The 16,677-nt window shown below is 75.4% G+C and carries 8 protein-coding genes; 2 read left to right on the top strand and 6 right to left on the bottom strand.

The features are described from left to right. Positions 1-68 precede the first annotated feature (68 nt). Positions 69-8,573, bottom strand: a complete 8,505-nt coding sequence (locus EOE48_RS15935; protein ID WP_127730862.1) for an apolipoprotein A-IV repeat region-like domain-containing protein — start codon at positions 8,571-8,573, stop codon at positions 69-71. A gap of 444 nt (positions 8,574-9,017) precedes the next feature. On the opposite strand from EOE48_RS15935, the gene EOE48_RS15930 reads away from it, so the two are divergent. Beyond that, positions 9,018-9,344, top strand: coding sequence for an Hpt domain-containing protein (locus tag EOE48_RS15930; protein ID WP_127730860.1), 327 nt, complete (start codon positions 9,018-9,020; stop codon positions 9,342-9,344). 376 nt (positions 9,345-9,720) lie between these two features. On the opposite strand, the gene EOE48_RS15925 is transcribed toward EOE48_RS15930, so the two are convergent. The 3 genes from EOE48_RS15925 to EOE48_RS15915 form a co-directional block, all read right to left on the bottom strand. Further along, positions 9,721-10,371 (bottom strand): hypothetical protein, encoded by a 651-nt coding sequence (locus EOE48_RS15925; RefSeq protein ID WP_127730858.1) that lies wholly within the window; start codon positions 10,369-10,371, stop codon positions 9,721-9,723. Positions 10,372-10,491: 120 nt separating this feature from the next. Further along, positions 10,492-11,673 carry an ATPase gene (locus tag EOE48_RS15920; RefSeq protein ID WP_127730856.1) on the bottom strand — a complete coding sequence of 394 codons (1,182 nt, stop codon included), beginning with the start codon at positions 11,671-11,673 and terminating at the stop codon, positions 10,492-10,494. 342 nt (positions 11,674-12,015) lie between these two features. Continuing rightward, positions 12,016-13,143: a helix-turn-helix transcriptional regulator gene (locus EOE48_RS15915; protein ID WP_127730854.1), complete on the bottom strand. Its 1,128-nt coding sequence runs from the start codon at positions 13,141-13,143 to the stop codon at positions 12,016-12,018. A 124-nt stretch (positions 13,144-13,267) separates the two neighbouring features. Between EOE48_RS15915 and tsaA the strand changes: the two genes are divergently transcribed. Further along, positions 13,268-13,777: a tRNA (N6-threonylcarbamoyladenosine(37)-N6)-methyltransferase TrmO gene (gene tsaA / locus EOE48_RS15910; RefSeq protein ID WP_246154473.1), complete on the top strand. Its 510-nt coding sequence runs from the start codon at positions 13,268-13,270 to the stop codon at positions 13,775-13,777. A gap of 10 nt (positions 13,778-13,787) precedes the next feature. Here tsaA and EOE48_RS15905 read toward each other — a convergent pair whose 3' ends face one another. Together EOE48_RS15905 and EOE48_RS15900 are read right to left on the bottom strand one after the other, a co-directional pair. Next, positions 13,788-14,921: a GNAT family N-acetyltransferase gene (locus tag EOE48_RS15905; protein ID WP_127730850.1), complete on the bottom strand. Its 1,134-nt coding sequence runs from the start codon at positions 14,919-14,921 to the stop codon at positions 13,788-13,790. Continuing rightward, positions 14,918-16,240: a lipopolysaccharide biosynthesis protein gene (locus tag EOE48_RS15900; RefSeq protein WP_127730848.1), complete on the bottom strand. Its 1,323-nt coding sequence runs from the start codon at positions 16,238-16,240 to the stop codon at positions 14,918-14,920. Before EOE48_RS15900 ends, EOE48_RS15905 begins: the two co-directional genes overlap by 4 nt. Between the last annotated feature and the right edge of the window lie 437 nt (positions 16,241-16,677).

Raw genomic sequence — 16,677 nt, 5'->3', positions numbered from 1 at the left:
GCCTGGGGCAACTCTGCTTGGGCGAGGAGCGGACCGACGCGAAGCGCGGGCACGCCCGGTGCGGCGGCTCACGCGCCCTCGAAGCGCCCGCTGGCATGGGCCAGCATGGTGTAGACCTTACCGGATTCGGAGGTGAGGTAGGCGTTGGCCCGGCGCGGGTCCTTGTCGGTGCGCGAGACCTCGCCGAGCAGGCGCTCGAACTCGCGCACGTAGCGGTCGACCGTGCGGCGGAACTCGGGCTCGCCCTCGTAGCGCCGGCGGATCTCGTCGAAGGTCTGCTGGCCCTGCGCCGTGTAGAGGCGCCGGTCGAACAGGTTCGACTCCCCGCGGCGGTACCGGTCCCACAGGTCCACCGCCGCCTGATGGTCGATCATCCGGGCGATGTTGCTGGTGATCGAGTCGATCGTCCCGGCGCCCTCGTCGCGGCCCGGCTTGTCGCGGCCGCCCTTGTCGGCGGCCGGCTTGCCCGGAGCCCTGGCGGGGGTCGCCCCGTTGGCGGCCGGCTTGGCCGGGGCCTTGGCGGCCTCGGCGCCGTCCTCGTCCTGCGACGCGCGGCTCAGGAGGTCGGAGATCCAGCCGGTCCCGGCCTTGCCCGCGGGGGCGTCGCGCCGGGGCTCGACCGGGCCGGGCCTCACCGGGACCGGGCGCGGCTGGACTGGCTCCGGCGCGGGCGCGCCGCGGGCCGGGGCGGCGGCGCGGCCGGCCTCGGCGACCCGGGCGGGTTCCGCCTTCGGCTGGGCGACGTCGACCGAGCGGTTGGAGCGCGCGACCAGGGCCGACAGCTCGTTGAGGGCGCTGATCTGCTCGGCGACCACCCGCCGCATCTCGCTCGTCGCGTCCTGGGTCTCCTGCGGGATCGCGCTGACGCCCCGTTCGAGGTCGCGGCGGATCTCGTCCAGCGTGCGGCGGATCTCCGCGGCCATCCCGGTCAGGGTCTCGACCGTGCCCTGGAAGCGGGTCGCCGCATCGCCGAACGCACCCGACAGCTCGCCGGACGCTCCCTCGACCGCCTTGCGCACCGTCTCGGCGGTGCGGGCGCCCTGCCCGTCCGCCTCGGCCCGCAGGCGCTCGAACGCCGCGGCGACCGCCTCGCTCGCCGCCTTCGCGCGCTCGGCGACGCTGGCGCCGATCGCCCCGGTCCGGGCCTCGATCGACGCGAGCGTCTCCTCGATGCGGGCGCCGAAGCCCGCCGTGGCGCCGGTCAGGTCCCCGGCCCGCTCCTCGATCCGGGCGAGGAGCGCGTCGATCGCCTCGCGGCGCTCGGCGAGCGCCCCGGCCATCCGGTTCTCGGCCCCGTCGAGGGCGTTGGCGGCGTCGGTCAGGGTGCCGAGATGGCTGCGCGCGGTCTCGGCGAGGGTGCGCGCCCTCGCGTCGAGGCTGCTAGCGAGGCTGCCGGCCTGCCGCAGGGCGCCGTTGGCGGCGTCCTGAAGCGCGGCGACCTGCTCCGACACCCCGGTCGAGGCCCGGCCGGTCTGGGTCGCGATCTCGCCCAGCACCGCCTGGATCTGCGCGATGCGCTCGGCGAGGCCGCCCTCGACGGCGCCGAGGTTCTCGCCGGCCTCCCCGGCGATCTCCCGCAGGGCCGCCGAGGCCGCCTCGACCCGGCCGAGCAGGGCGCCGAGGTCTGTGCCGAGGCGGCCATGGGCCTCGTTCATCGCCTCGACCGCCTTGAGCGAGCCCTGGTCGACCGCCCGGCGCATCTCGTCGGCGGCGCGGGCCGACAGGGTCGCGAGTTCCCGGCTGCGGTGGTGCATCGCCTCCAGCACGGCGCCGACGCCCTCAGTCAGCGCCCGCTCCAGGGTCGCGCCGCGCTCGCCGATCGCCGAGACCAGCTCGCCGGCCGGGCCGTCGATCAGCTCGCGCAGTTGCGCGATCTGCCGGTCGAGGCCGCCGACCACCCGCTCGCCGCTGGCGTCCAGCGCCGCCACGAGGGCGGTGCCGCGCTCGTCCACCGCCTGCCGCAGGCTCTGCGCCGTCGCGTCGAGGCGGCGGCTGAGGTCGGGACCGCGGGTCTCGACCAATTCGGCCAGCGCCTCGGCCTGGGCGCCGAGGGTGCGGGCGAGGTCCGCGCCGCGGCCGTCGATCGCCTGGGTCAGTTCCCGCGCCGCCTCGGCGAGGCTGCGGGCGAGCAGCGCGCTGCGCTGGTCGATGAGGGCCGCGAAGGCCGCCGCCCGGCGGTCGAAGCCGGACGTCAGCAGCGCGTTGCGCTCGTCGACCGAGTCGCGCAGGGCGGTCAGCCGCTCGTCGAGGGCCGAGGTCAGGGCCGTGGTGCGGGCGTCGACCAGGGCGGCGTAGGCGTCGCTGCGGTCGTCGAACGCGTCGGCGAGCGCCTCGCCGCGGGCGGCGACCAGGGCCGCGAAGGCCCGCATCCGGCCGTCGATCCGTGCCGTAAAGGCGGCGCTGCGCTCGTCGACGCTGCCCGCCAGGGCGTCGGTCCGGGCCTGCATCAGCGCCGCGAGTTCCTCGCCGCGGGCTTCGACGAGCGCACCGAACGCCTCGGCACGCTGGTCGAGCACGCTCTCGACGGTCGCGATCCGGTCCTGGATCCGGGCGGTGATCGCCTCGCTGCGGTCGTCAAGCAGGCGGCCGAGGGCCTCCATGCGGTCGCCGGCGAGCCCGGCGAAGTCGCCCGACAGGCTCGCGAACTCGCCGACCAGCCCGGCCAGCGCCGCGCTGCCGCGCTCCACCGCGCCGGACAGTTCGGCGGTCCGGGTCTCCAGCATGCCGCCGAGCGCCTGCCCGCTGCGGTCGATCGCCTCGGCGAGCGCGCCGCCGCGGCGGTCGAACAGGGTGCCGAGCGCCCGGCTGCGGTCGTCCACCAGCGCGCCGAGGGCCTGGCTGCGATCCTCGACGACGTGGCCGAGGGCGTCGATGCGGGCCTGGAGCGCCTCGACCAGGGCGGTGCCCCGGGTCTCGATCGTCGCGGCCAGCTCGCGGCTCGGGCCGTCGACGAGGCCCGACAGGGTCTCGCCGGCCTGCGCCATCGTGTCGGCGAGCGCGGCGACGCGCTCCGCCAGTTCGCGGTTCAGCGCCGCGCCGGCCTCGACCGCCGCCGCGAGGTCGCGGGTGCGCCCGTCGAGGCCCGCGGTGAGCGCGTCGCCGCCGGTCTCGACGAGGCGGGCGATCTCCGCCCGGCGCTCGTCCACCAGCCGCACCATCGCGAGGGTCCGCGCCTCGAGGTCGCGGCCGAGCCCGGCCCGGCGCTCGTCGAGCAGACCGGCGAGGCTGCGGCGGCCCGCGTCCAGGGTGCCGTCGACCTGCGCGATCCGCTCCTGGATCAGCGCCGCGATCTCCTCGCCGCGCTCGCCGAGCAGCCGCGCGAGGTCGTCGCGCCGGCCGTCCACCAGGGCGGCGACCGCCTCGGTGTGCAGGCCGACCGCCGCGTCGAAGCCGTCGACCTGCTGCTGCAGGCGCCGCGCCAGGGCCTCGGCCCCGGCCTCGACGTGGCGGGCGAAGGCGTCGCCGCGGTCCTCGACCACGCTGGCGAGGGTGCCGGCGCGGGCGTCGAGGGTCTCGGCGAGGGCCGCGCCGCGGCTCTCGACCAGCCGGTCGAGGGCGTCGATCCGGCCGTCGAAGGCGGCGGCGATGGCCGCGGTGCCGCGCTCGACCGCGCCCTCGACGGCGCCGGCGCGCTCGTCGAGTACGCCGCGCAGGGCCTCGGCCTGGGCGTCGAGCAGGCCGTGCATCGCGCCGGTGCGCTGGTCGAGGATCTCGCGCAGCAGGTTGAGGCGGTGGTCGAACCCGGCCTGCATCCGGCCGGCGCGCTCGTCGAGCAGGCCGCGGATCGTCTCGGCCTGGGCATCCACGAGGCCGCGCAGGGCGGCCATGCGCTCGCCGAACTGGCGCTCGACGGCGGCGTCGCGGGCGTCGAGCATCGTCACCAGGGCGGTGCTGCGCGCCTCGGCGGTCTCGGCGATGCGGCCGGTGCCGGCCTCGATGGTGCGGTCGGCCTCGGCCACCACCTCGCGCAGGGTGCCGACCAGGGTCTCGCCGCGGGCCTGGAGCAGCTCGGCGAGCGAGGCGCCGCCGCGGTCGAACAGGCGCGCGATCTCGGTGATGCGCCCGCCGAGCGTGCCGAACAGGGCGCGGCCGCGCTCGTCGATCTCCGCCGTCATCGCGGCGGTGCGCTCCTCGACCAGCCGGGCCAGGGCCTCGGACCGGCCCTCGAAGGCCGTCCGGATCGCCTCGGCGTGGACCGCGAGGTCGCGGCCGGCCTCGCCGCCGTGGTTCTCGACGAAGCCGACCAGCTCGCGGGCGCGGCTGCCGAGTTCCTCGTCGATGGTGCGGGTGCGCTCCTCGATCAGGCGCAGGGCCTCCAGGGCCTTGGTGCCGAACGCCTCGTCGATGATGCGGCTGCGCTCGTCGAGGGCCGCGCCGACCGCGTCGAGGCGGGCGAGCACGCGCTCGTCGTAATGCGCCGCGTTGGCGTCGAGGCGGCGGGCGAGGTCCTCGGTGCGGCGCCCGAGCTCATCGCCGATCTCGCCGGCGCGGGCGGCGAGCGCGTCGCTCATCTGCTGGCTGCGGGCGGTGATCGCCCGGGCGAGCTCGTCGGCCCGGGCGTCGAGGGCCTGGGCGACCTCGCGGCCGCCCTCGGCCATGACGCGGGCCATCTCGCCGGCCCGCACGATCAGCGCCTCGTTGAGGGCGGTGGCGCGCGCGCCGAGATGCTGGTCGATATGGCCGACGAGGGTGCTGAAGGTCGCGCCGATCTCGGCGCTGCGCCGGGCCGAGCGCTCCTCGAGGGCACCGAGCTGGGTCTCGACCACCTCGCGCGCCTCGCGGGTCCGCTCAGCGATGCTCTCGGCGACGGCGCGGCCCTGGACGGTGATGAGCCGGTCCATCTCCTCCAGGCGGCCGCCGACCGCCTCGGTGAGGTGGCCGGTATCGCGAGAAATCCGCTCGGCCAGGATGTCGCCGCGGGCGATCACGTCCTGGAGCGCCGCGAGGCGGTTGGACAGGACCTCGTCGATCACCCGGCCGCTCGTCGCGGCGGTGTCGGTGAGCGCCTCGCTGGTACGCACCAGGGCGTCGTTGACCCGGGCGCCCTGGCTCGCGACCGCCACGACGATGTCGCGGCCGACCGTGGCGAGCTGCATCCGGGCCTCGTCGGCCTGCTGGCCGATCAGCGCGGTGACGCTGCGGCCGTGCTCGCCGAACGACGACTCGACCTCGATCAGGCGGGTCGCGAGCGCACCGCCGACATCCTCGCCCGAGCGGGCGATGGCGGCCACAGCCTCCTCGGCCCGCGCCGACAGCCGCTCGACCGCCGCCTGCAAGGCCGCATCGGTCTCCTCGGTCCGGGTCCCGATCGTGCCGCTGGCCTGCGCCGCCGCCCGCTCGAACCGCTCCGCCGCCTCGCCGCTGCGCGCGTCGAGGGCCCCGGTCACCGTCGCGGCCGAGCCGTCGATCCGGGCCGCCGCGGCCTCGGCGGCGCGCACGAAGCGCTCGACCGCCTCCTGGCTGCGCGCGTCCAGCGCACCGCCCACCGTCTCGGCCGAGCCGGCGATCGCCGACGCCGCCTCCTCCGCCCGCGACGCCAGACGACCGATCGACGCCCGCAGCGCCGCGTCCGCCTCCTCCGTCCGCAGACCGATCAGCCCCGCCGCCTCCTCCGCCAGACGACCGAACGTCGCCGCGATGTCCTGCGTGCGAAGATCCAGCGCCCCCCGCACCGTCTCGGCCGAGCCCGCGATCACCGACGCCGCCTCTTCCGCCCGCGCCGCGAGCTGGCCCAGCGACGCGTTCAGCGCCGCATCCGCCTCGCCCGCCCGCAGGCTCAGCGTCCCCGCGGCCTCCTCGCTGCGGCTCACCAGCCCCAGCAGCGCCTCGCGCAAGGACGCGCCCGCCGCCGCCGTGCGCTCGCCCAGCGACGCGCCCGCCTCGTCGGCCGCCGACACCAGCGCCAGCGCGGCTTCCGCGCCGCGCGCCCGCACCGCCTCGGCCGCCGCCTCGGTGGCGAGGCGGAACGCCTCGACGCTCTCGGCCGTGCGGGCACCCACCGCCTCCTGCGCCTCGCCGGAAGCGGCGCGCAGCACCGCCGCGACCTCCGCCGTGCGCGCGCCGAGTTCGCTCGTCGCCCTCTCGGCGACCTGCCGCAGTTGCGCGGCGGCCTCGCCGGCGCGGCTTTCCAGTTCGCTGCCCGACGCCTCGACGGTGCGGCGGAAGACGTGCGCCACTTCCACCGTGCGCGCGCTCATCGCGCCGGTCGCCTCCTCGCTCGCACGGCGCAACACCGCCGCCGCCTCTGAGGCGCGGCCGTCGAGTTCGTGGTTCAGGCCCTCGAACGCCTTCCTGACCTCCTCGACCGCGCCGGCGCCGGAGGCCGACGCCGCGTGGGCGCTGTCCTCGGCCGCGCGCCGGAACGCCGCCACCGCCTCGGCGGCCTGGGCCGCGAGAGTCTCGGCAGTGGTCGCGCCGGCGGCGCGGATCGCCTCGGAGGCTTCTGCCGTGCGGGCCCCGACCGCGCCGGTCGCCGCCTCGGTGGCGAGGCGGAACGCCTCGGCGGCTTCCGCCGCGCGCAGGCCGACATCGCCGCCCGCGGTCTCCGACGCCTGCCGGAACAGGGCCGCGACCTCGGCGGCGCGCCGGTCGAGATCCTGGCCGACCGCCTCGGCGGTGCCGCGCAGGGCCGCGACCGCGGCCTCGGCCCGCGCGTCGAGCACGCCCTGCAGCGTCTCGGCGGCGGCCCCGAAGGCGGCGCCGGCGGCGGCGGAGCGGGCGGTGAGGCCGTCGAGCAGCCCGGCGGTGCGGGTCTCGAACGCCGCGCCGAGTTCGGCGAGCGAGCGGTCGAGGGTGCCGGCGGCCTCCTGGCCGCGGGTGCCGATGAGCGTCGCGACGCGCTCGCCGGTCTCGGCGAGACCCTGCTCCAGGGCGCCGCCGCGCACGGTCAGCGTCTCCTCGATGCGGCCGATCGTGCCTTCGAGCTGGCTCGACAGGTCGGCGCCGCGGATGCCGATGACCTGGGCGGCCTCCTCCAGCACGGTGACGAGATCGTCGCGCAAGGCCACCGCCTTGCCGGAGAACGCCTCCAGCACGCCGTCGCTGGCGCGGGTGAGCGAGGTCTCGGCGTCGCGGGCGCGGGTCTCGAGCGTCGCGACGACCTCGGTGCCGGCGGTCTCGATCTCCTCGCGCAGGGCGCGGCTGCGGTCGGCGATGTGGGCCGCCACGGCGCTGCCCGAAGCGGCGAAGCGCTCGGTGATCTGGGCGCCGGTCTCGGCGAAGCGCTCGGTCAGGTCGCCGCCGCGGGCGAGGAAGTTCTCCTCCAGGGTGCGGGCCGAGCGCTCGAACGACTCGCGGGTCTGCTCGCCCTGGCTGTTGAGGGCCTCGACCACCTCGGCGCCGGTCGCGGCGAGGGAGCGCGACAGGGCGCCGGCATTCTCGGCCAGCGTCGCGGTCAGCAGGCCGCCGGTGCGCTCGAACGCCTCCGTCACCTCCCGGGCGCGGTTCTCCAGCGAGGCGGTCACGCCGTCCCCGATGCCGGTCAGGCCCGACCGCACGCCTTCGCTGGTGGCGAGCAGCCGCTGGACGAGGTCGTCGCCGCGCTCCGACACGCCGGCGACCACCCGGTCGCCGGCGGTTTCGAGCGAACGGGTGATCTCGTCGCCCTGCCGCGCGAGGGCGGCGGTGATCTCCTCGCCGCGGCCGCCGAGGGAGGCGGTGACGCGCTCGCCGGCGCCGCTCACCGCGGTGACGATGCGGTCGGCGGCGGTGTCGAGTTCCTGGGTCAGGCTCTGGTGCGAGCCCTGGATCGCGCCGCGGACCCGCTCGGCGTTGGCGACGATCGATTCGCGCTGCGCCACCAGTTCGTCGACGAGGGTGCGGATGCGGATCTCGTTGTCGGAATAGGCCCGCTCCAGGGTCGAGATCTCGCCGCGGACCAGGGTCTCGAGTTCGCCGGCCCGGGCGAGCGCCCGCTCGACGCCGTCGCCGACCGCCGCGACCTCGCGCCGGACCGCCTGCGACATGGTGAGGACGGCATCGGTGGAGAAGCCCTCCGGCTCGGCGAGCCGGATCGCCACCTCGCCGACCGCGCGGGCGACGAGGCGCATCTCCTGGGCGCGCACCGCCAGCATCGCGGCGATGAAGAACAGCAGCACCGGCGCCAGCACCGCGGCGGCGCCGACCGCCGCCTGGAGACCGCCGAGCGCGGCGACGAAGCCCGCGACGTCGCCGACGGACTGGCGCCAGACCAGCACGCCGAACCCGGCGAGCCAGAGGAGCGAGGCGACGAGGGCCACCAGGTAAGGCGCCCGCGAGGGCTGCACCCTAAGGGTCTGCTGCAGGGCGCCGACGCTGCGGCGGTCGTCGTTGGCGACGAGGGAGCGGTCGGGAGGCAGCAGCCCGCCCTCGCGGCGGGGCTCGCGGCCGAATTCCGGCAGCGCGCTGCCGTCGAAGCCGGGCTCGCCCGGGCGGCGGGCGGCGTCGGTCAGCGGGTCGGAATCGTCGACGTCGGGCAGGCGCGGCTCGGTCCGGCCGCCCGCCCGGGACTCGGTGGAGGGATCCAGGTTGAGGGCCTGCTCAATCGCCGACAGCGCCGCTTCCGTCGGATCCTTGAGCTTCTTGTCCGTCGCCATCGAACGCCTCGTACGCCTGAACTGATCCGGCGGCTCCGCCGGGGGTGCCGGACCACCCCCCTCGGTCGCGCCGCCCACGGGCCGCGCAACCCCGCCATCATCGTTGAGCAAACCTTAGACCCAAGGAGTAGCAGGGGGATACCCGAACCGCGCGAACCCCACCGAAATCCTTAACCGAATGGTTACCATGCCACGCCGGGCGTGCCCGTCTCGGAGCTATCCCGCGGTGCCGGCACCGGATTCCGGACCCGGCCGCGGCCGGAGCGCCTGTGAACCCGCCTGTGGACAGCGACCGGACGGGACGGCACCGGACCCGCCGCCCGCCCCGGGCCCGACCCCGGCCGGTGGTCATCGCCAATGGTTACGCTTAGAACAGAGCCCCGACAGCAAGGTCACGGCGCCGTCGCGGCGTCGTCGTCCACAGCATGGGGGCCGGATGACGGCATGGACGTGAACGACATCCTGCTCGACCGCGAACACCTCGCCCGCCAGACCTTCGGCGACGAGGCGCTGGCGCGCGAACTCCTCGACCTCTTCGCCGAGCAGTGCCGCCGCCTCGGCCCGGCCATCGCCGACGAGGCCCGCGGCCCCGACGACCGGGCCGACCTCGCCCACACCCTCAAGGGATCGGCCCTCGGTGTCGGGGCGAACCGCATCGCGGTGCTCGCGAGCCGGATCGAGGCGGCGTTGCGCAACGGCGACCGGCCGCAGGCGGCGGATCTCACCGGCACCCTCGCCGGCGTCATCGGCGAGACCGTCGCGGTGCTGTGACCGACGACCCGCCGGTCATACGATGTCCGATCATCGCTTCGCGATGCGGACATCGGCTTCGCTCAGAGCCTGTTTGACTCTCGATTTAAAGAACAAGCTCCCCCCTTTCCCGGACGACTGGAACGCAGTGGAAGGAGATCCGGGATCCAGCACAACAATGCGCGAAGCGTCCATACTCAGCGACAGTGCTGTCAGGCTGAGCCGCTTCGCGGCACATCTGACGTCTGGTTCCCGGATCTCCTTCCGCTATCGCTTCAGTCGTCCGGGAAAGTGGTGCTTCGCGCGATAAATACGATGGACCATCGCTCAAAAAGGCTCTCATGTGCCGCGCGGGCTCGTGACAAGAATTTCGGAACGAATCGTCCCGAGATTCTTGTCAGATCTTGGCCGGGTCGAACCAGATGCAGCTGCGGGCGATCACCGCGAACACGACTTCCGCGCCGGCCGGCTGCGGCAGCACCTGTCCGTCGACCGCGACCGTGGTCTGTTTCGAGGTCGTGCCGTCGCCGAAGGTCTGCGGCCGCGAGACGTAGCAGTACTGCCGCTCGGGCTTGGCCTCGTCGCCCTTGAAGTTCCAGCCGGTGACGATCGAGCCGTCGAGATACGGCACGGTCTTGAACACCGTGAAGTCGGTGCGCACGGCGGCACCGGCCGCCGCCTCGGACTTGCCCTGGTTCTTGATCGCCGCGACGTCGGGCCGGCCGGCCGGCGCCGGCGGCGCGCCCTCCAGCTTCAGCGTCCGGTCGGTCAGCGTGACCTCGCCCTTGGTCTTCAGCGTCACGTCGCTGAGCGCGGTGGTGAGCGCGGCGGCGAGCTTGTCGGCGGCGCCGCGCACGTCGTTCATCGCGGCGTAGCCGTAGAAGGCGGCCCCCAGGCCGATTCCGCCGAGCGCCAGCAGCAGGCCGAGGCCGCCGGCCCGGAACAGGAACGCCCGGGCGGCGATGATGCGGGCCTCGGCGCGCAGCCGCCCGTTGACGTGCTGGGCCAAAGCCACGTTCTCGGGGGTGCCCGGGGCGAGATAGCTCATCGTGAGGGGTCTTCCGTCATACGAAATCCGATTGATCGCTTCGCAATGGGAATTTCGGTTTCGCTCAGGCGCCGCGCGGGCTGGTGATATGGTTTTCGAACGATTCGTCCAAAAACCGTATCAGGCCGGGGCGCTGCCGCCGGCCGGGGGCACGCGGCGCTGGTCGAGGGGGATCGCCGCGCCCGACGCGATGGCGTCGCGCACCGAGCGGTGCAGCGAGGCGTTGACGCCGCTGACGATGCTCTCGGCGAACGGCGCCAGGATGTATTGGGCGCCCTCCGCGTCCATCGCCGCGCCGAGGTCGTCCTCGTCGCCGTAGGTGCGGCGCAACTGCACCGAGCACAGGGCGAGCAGCGTCGACGCGAAGGCGGCGCAGAGCGCGGGGACGAACACGAAGATGCGCAGGAAGGCGTGGACCTGCTGATCGGTCACGTCGACCGGGTCGACGCCGTAGACCATCGCGGTGAAGGAGTGGAGCTGGGAGCGGCGCACCGCGTCGCGGTAGCGCGCATCCGCCTCGGCCACCCGGCGGTCGGACTCGCCGCGGTCCAGCTGCGCCCGGGCGGTGCGGGCCTCGGCGAGGTTTCTCGTCACCGCCGCCCGCTCGTCGTTGACCGATTTGAGGCTCCCGGCGATCGTCGCGGTGCGCGGGTCGGTGACGCAGCGCAGGTAGTTGTAGCGCTGGCCCTTGCTGTTGGTCCCGGACACCCGCTCGCAGCGCTGGCCGGGCAGGCCGGCGAGCTGGGCCGAGGCCTCGGAGGTGCGCTTGTCGAGGGATTCCGACTGGGCGGTGTACTGGGCCACGCGGGCGTCGGCCTGGACGATGCGGGTGTCGAGGCTGGCGCGGTCGGCCTCGGCCTCCTTCAGGACGGAGCGGGCCTTGCTCGCCTCGGCGAGGCGGGGATGGAACATCATCTCGCCGAGCTGCGACACCGACTTGGTGGTGACGCCCGCCGCCATGACGATGCCGACGATCGCGAGGCCCTTGATCCACCAGTCGCGCTGCACCCGGATCAGGATGCCGAGCGGGACCCGGCACAGCTCGATCGCCGCGTAGACGATCGGCGCCAGCAGCATGAACCAGAAGCTCTGATCGCCAGGCGTGGCGTAGGTCTCGGCGAAGAACCACGCCCCGGCGAGGGAGGCGGCGATCACCAGGAACTCGACGAGGTAGGCGATGGAGACGTAGCCCCAGCGGATGCGATAGCCCTTCTGCACCGCGCGCGCCTGCCTCCAGGCGTCGGTCTCGTCGGTCCAGGCGCGGCGCTCGCGGGCGACGACGCGGTCGGGCGGTTGTCTCATCGGCGGTCCCCGCGCGGCTCGCGAAGGCCGCGTAACGGAATCTCAATCGGTCCCCGTTGCAGGCTTTTGCGCCGAAAATGCGCCACGGGCGAGTCCTTCGCGCCTCGGGCGGGTTCCGGCGCTCCCGAACCGCGCCATCGCCAGCCCGCGCGGCGCTCGAGCGAAGGCGAAATCCGCATCGCGAAGCGATCCCGGAGGATCGCCGAGCGATCGATCGGATTTCGTATGACACTGGTGCCCGGCCGGCACGCGGCTCGTTCGGAAGGGCCCGACGGCGCCCCCCGGTCCCGGAGGCGTGCGGCCGTCACGGCCGGAAGCCGGCAGCGTCCGGGGGCAGGTGCCTCAGCCGACGCCGCGCTGGGTCGGCGCCGCCAGGGTGGTGACGAGGCGGATCAGCTCGCCCTGGCGCTCGGTCCCGGTCTTGAGGAAGATCCGCTGCAGGTGGGTCCGGGCCGTGGTGGGCGCGATGGCGAGTTCCTCGGCGGCGGCGCCGAGGCCGTCGCCGACCACCAGCGCCGAGAGCAGGCGCGATTCGGTCGGGGTGAGGTGGTGGGTGCCGGCGACGACCGCGACGCCGTTGCGGCACTGCGCCTCCGGGCTGCCGATCAGCACGAGGGCGGCGCCGTGGACGGGCGAGGCCGGCCGCCGCCCGCGGGCGAGCGGCAGCACCGTGGCGGCCACCGCCATTCCGGTCGGCCGCGCGATCGCGACGTCGGTCGCGGTCCCACCCTCCCCTGCGGCCGCGACGGCGGCCGCTAGGGCGCGCTGGAGGCAGGCATCGGAGCCGGATTCGCGCGCGAGCAGGGTGCCGCCCTGGATCGTCAGGGCATCCCCGTGGCGCACCAGCGCCTCGGCCGCCGGGTTGAGGAAGATCACCTGCCGGCCCTCGTTGAGCACCAGGACCGCGCTCGACAGCGCGCCGAGGCAGGTTTCGAGGAGTTGCTGGCGTTGACGGCCGAGCCACACCTCCTGGCCGAGGCGAAGGGCGCGGATCATGTGGGGCATGAGCCGGCGCAGCAATGCGAGGCCGTCGTCGGCGACGTCGGCGCCCGGCGCGCATCGCATCGCGGCGTGACGGTCCGGGCCGGGCCGGGACCCGTCCAGTGCGGCGAGGAGCGAATCGCGCAAGCCGGCCGGCACGGCCCGGTCGCCGAGGACGTCGGACCGGGCTTGCCCCTCGGCCGGCAGGATCGTCGAGTGCGCGTCGGCGAAGCCGGCCCGCAGAGACGGGCCGGAATCGGGGAACGGCGCGACCCGGACGAGGTCGCCGTAGAGGCGCTCGATCCAGTGCGGGTCGGGCTGGCTGCGGGGGATCGGCCGCTCGCCGGTCCGCCCGGCCCCACCGGACGCACCGGGACCGGCGAGTTGCGAGAAGCGGGCGCAGACCCGGTCCCACCCGCCGGGATCGAAGGCCGCCTCGTAGATCGCATCCACCACGCCGAGGTAGTCATCCAGTCCGATCTCGGCCATGGTGCCTCCCCGGCGAACGACACCTCGTTGCCTCGGGGTCAGCCTCGGCCAGGGCCGCGCTCCCGTCATCCTCCATTCGGGTGAGATCGCCGGGGGTGGACCACGTACATTCGGAGGTGACCCGTTGGAGAACGCATCGCGGCAGTCGGACCCGTTCGAGATCCGGCCGGGCGAGGAGACCATCCTCCTCCCGGAGGCGTTCGACGCCGGGCTCTACTACATCGGCCGGATCCGCACGCCGTGGACCCAGCGCGAGGAGTGTCCGAAGAACGCCGCGCAGTCGCCGGCCGTGTGCAGGCTCGAACTCGACCCGCGCTACGCGCCGGGCCTGCGCGATCTCGCCGGCACCAGCCACCTGATCGTGCTGTACTGGATGGACCGCGCCCCGCGCCATCTCGTCGCCCAGCGGCCCCGGCACGCCCCGGCGAGCCGCGGCACCTTCGCGCTGCGTTCGCCGGCCCGTCCGAACCCGATCGCGGTTTCGGTGGCGGACCTGCTGGAGATCGGCCCCGACTGGCTCCGGGTCCGCGGCCTCGACTGCCTCGACGGCACGCCGCTCCTCGACATCAAGCCGTACTTCGCCTCGACCGACGCGAAGCCCGGGGCGACGGTCGGCTGGCGGGAGGCCCGGTGAGGCCGGCGCCTCACGGCCTGCGTCGCTTGCCGACCCAGTCGCGGGCGAGATGGCGCCAGCGGATCGCCGCGGCGACCGCCTCCGGCGGCTGCCACGCGCCGGGCGGCGCCAGGACCCACTCGGCGACGGTCTCGCGGTCCGGGTAGAGGTCGGCGAGCACCGGGCTGTCGAGGGTCGCCGAATCGAGGATGTCGGCAAAGGCGGTGTCGTGGACCGCCCGCACGATCGCGTGTTCGAGCAGCACGCCGGGTGCGAGGTCGGACCGGGTCTCGTCGTAGGCGGTCTTCAGCAGCACCGCGGTGCCGCCGCCGACGAGCGACAGGCTCGCGGCGATCGGCCTGCCGTCGAGCCGCAGCAGGTCGGCCCGCGGCACCACCGGGTCGTCGGCGGGCCGGAACAGCGCCCGGGCGAAGGCGGCGGTGTCGGGCCGGCAGGCCAGGGCGGTCCCGGCCCGGCCCTTCCACCCCGCGCGCTCCAGGGCGAGGAACGCCTCGACCGCCGCGGCGAGGTCGCCGTCCGGCCCGACGCTCTCGACCGCGACCTCGCCGGCCTCGGCGAGGCGGCGCTCGCGGCGGCGCAGGTCCTTGAGGCGGCCCTTGCGCGGATGCCCGGCGGCGAAGGCCGCGAAGCTGGCGCGCCGGTGCAGCACTGGGCGCGCGAAGGCGCCGACCGCCACCCGGCGCCAGCCGCGCTCCTCCAGGACCGCGAGCAGGCCCGGCCCGACCGGCGCCCGGTCGGGCAGCAGCGGCCACCACCACGAGCGCCCGCCGCCCGCCCGGGCCAGCCCGTCGGCGAGGGCGGCGAGGATCTCGGGTCCGTCGCTCGCGGCGACGAGGGGCAGCGTCGCGGTCACGTAGGGCGAGGTGAAGGGCGAGGCGACGCCGAGGGGACCCGGCCGGACGCGGAACGGCAGCAGGGCGACGAGGTCGCCGCCGCGCCGAACCGTCACGCAGGCGAGATCGGCCGGAGCGAGGCCGTGGGCGCGGTGCGCCTCGACCATCCTCCGGCCGGCCTCGACCGAGGGCGCGGCGGCGCGGCGGGCGAGGTCGTCCCAGGCCTCGGGCCGTTGCGCCAGAGCGGCGGCCGAGACGATCTCTGAGCGAAGGATGGTGGCCCGGGCAGGCCTCGTCTCGGCGGCGGTCATCGGATGCGCCTCGCGAGGGCCGGGGTGGCGAGGCCGTGGATGCGCCGGGCGAGGAGCGCGAGGATCGCCCCGCGGGCGACCGCGATCCCGCCGGCGGCGATTGCCGCGCCCATCACCCCGAGGAATGGGACCAGCGCCAGGACGAGGACCGCCGCGACCGCGACGAGGCCGAGGGTGACCGCAGCGCAGGCCCCCTCCCCGCCGAGCATGGTCAGCACGTCTTCCGCCGGGCCGAACGCCGCCGCGCCGATCTGCCCGGCGACCAGCACCGCGAGGAGGCCGGCGCTGGCCCGGAACTCCGGGCCGAACAGGCCGAGCAGGACCGGCCCCGCGGCGGCCAGCGCGAGGCCGGTGGCGAGGGTGGCGAGCAGCGTCAGGCGCGACCAGCGCCGCACCAGCGCGGCGAGGCGGGCGCGGTCGCCGCGGGCGGCCGCCTCGGCGTAGCGCTGTGCCGTGACCGCCGAGGCGGCGAAGGACACGAAGACGAGGAATTGCAGCAGACGTGTCGCGGCGAAGTACAGCCCGACCTGCTCGGGCGACAGCAGGAAGCCGAGGATCAGCACGTCGACGAAGTTGAAGCCCGAGCCGGCGAGGTCGACCAGCGCCAGCGGCAGGGCGGTGCGCATCCAGGTGCGGCCCCGGTAGGCGCGGGGGCCCGGCCAGAGCCGGCGCAGGCGCCAGCCGAGGAGCCCGGCCTGGACCGCGAGCGCGACCGCGGTGGCGGCGAGGGTGGCGGCGACCGCGACCCGGGCGTCCGCCGGGGCGCCGGCGGCCACCGCCGCCAGCATCGCCGCCATGATGAGGCCCTGCCGCAGCAGGTAGGGCGGCACGATCGCCGCGAGCGTCCAGTTCCGGCTGCGGGCGACGCCCTCGCAGAAATCCTGGAGCGCGAACAGCGGCAGGATCAGCGCGGCGAGGAGCGCCGGGGCGAGGTAGGTGTCGGGCAGGAGGCGCGGCCACACCATGACGGCCCCCGCCCCTGCGGCCGCGAGCGCCGCGGCGGCGCCGAGGGAGAGAGCGGCCCCGAAGACCAGGAAGGCGCGCTCGGAAGCCGTCTCGCCGCCGACCCGATAGGCCGGCAGGAAGCGGCAGGCGGCCTGCGACAGGCCCCAGGTCGAGGCGTGGCCGAGCAGCGCGGTCCAGATCCAGATCGTCGCGAAGATCCCGTACTCGGTCCCGCCCATCAGGCGGGCCATCAGCACCTGGGCCGCGAAGGCGCAGGCGGCCGCGCCGATCCGCACGCCGAACACCACCACTGCGGTCCGGGCGAGCCCCGCCTCCGGCGAAGGCGCCTCGTCGATCGTCAGTCCCGCCGCCATCGTGTCCCCGGATCGCCGTTCCCGGGAGCTTGGGGGCTGGCGGCTTGCGGGGCCGTTAAGGCGATCGGGTGGGATCGCGGCATCCCGCGCATCGGACGGGGCGTCGTTGGGGAGGCCGATTCAAGCGGGCACGCCGAACCCTCCTCCCTCTGCGGGCAGGGTGATCGCGCAGGAGAATTTCGTTCTCATTTCTCGGCGATGAGCTCGATCGCTTCCCGTGTCGGCCGGCCGGTCAGGAGGCGGCGCCCTCGCTCCGTCGGCGGGAACGGTTCGCGACCGACCGGTGGGCGGCTTCGCGCCGGCCGGCCGGTCAGGTGCGCTCCCGGGCGAGGGCGTCGAGGGCGGGCGCGAGGCCGCGCCACGAGAGCGGGATCGTCACCTCCTGGCCGCCGGCATCCCGGATCAGGATCCGGCCGGGCTGCTCGGTGCCGCGCCAG

Source organism: Methylobacterium oryzihabitans (assembly GCF_004004555.2).
In the GTDB taxonomy this organism is placed as follows: domain Bacteria; phylum Pseudomonadota; class Alphaproteobacteria; order Rhizobiales; family Beijerinckiaceae; genus Methylobacterium; species Methylobacterium oryzihabitans.
Note: the sequence above shows the minus strand (reverse complement) of the source record. Positions and strands in the feature narration are given on the sequence as shown.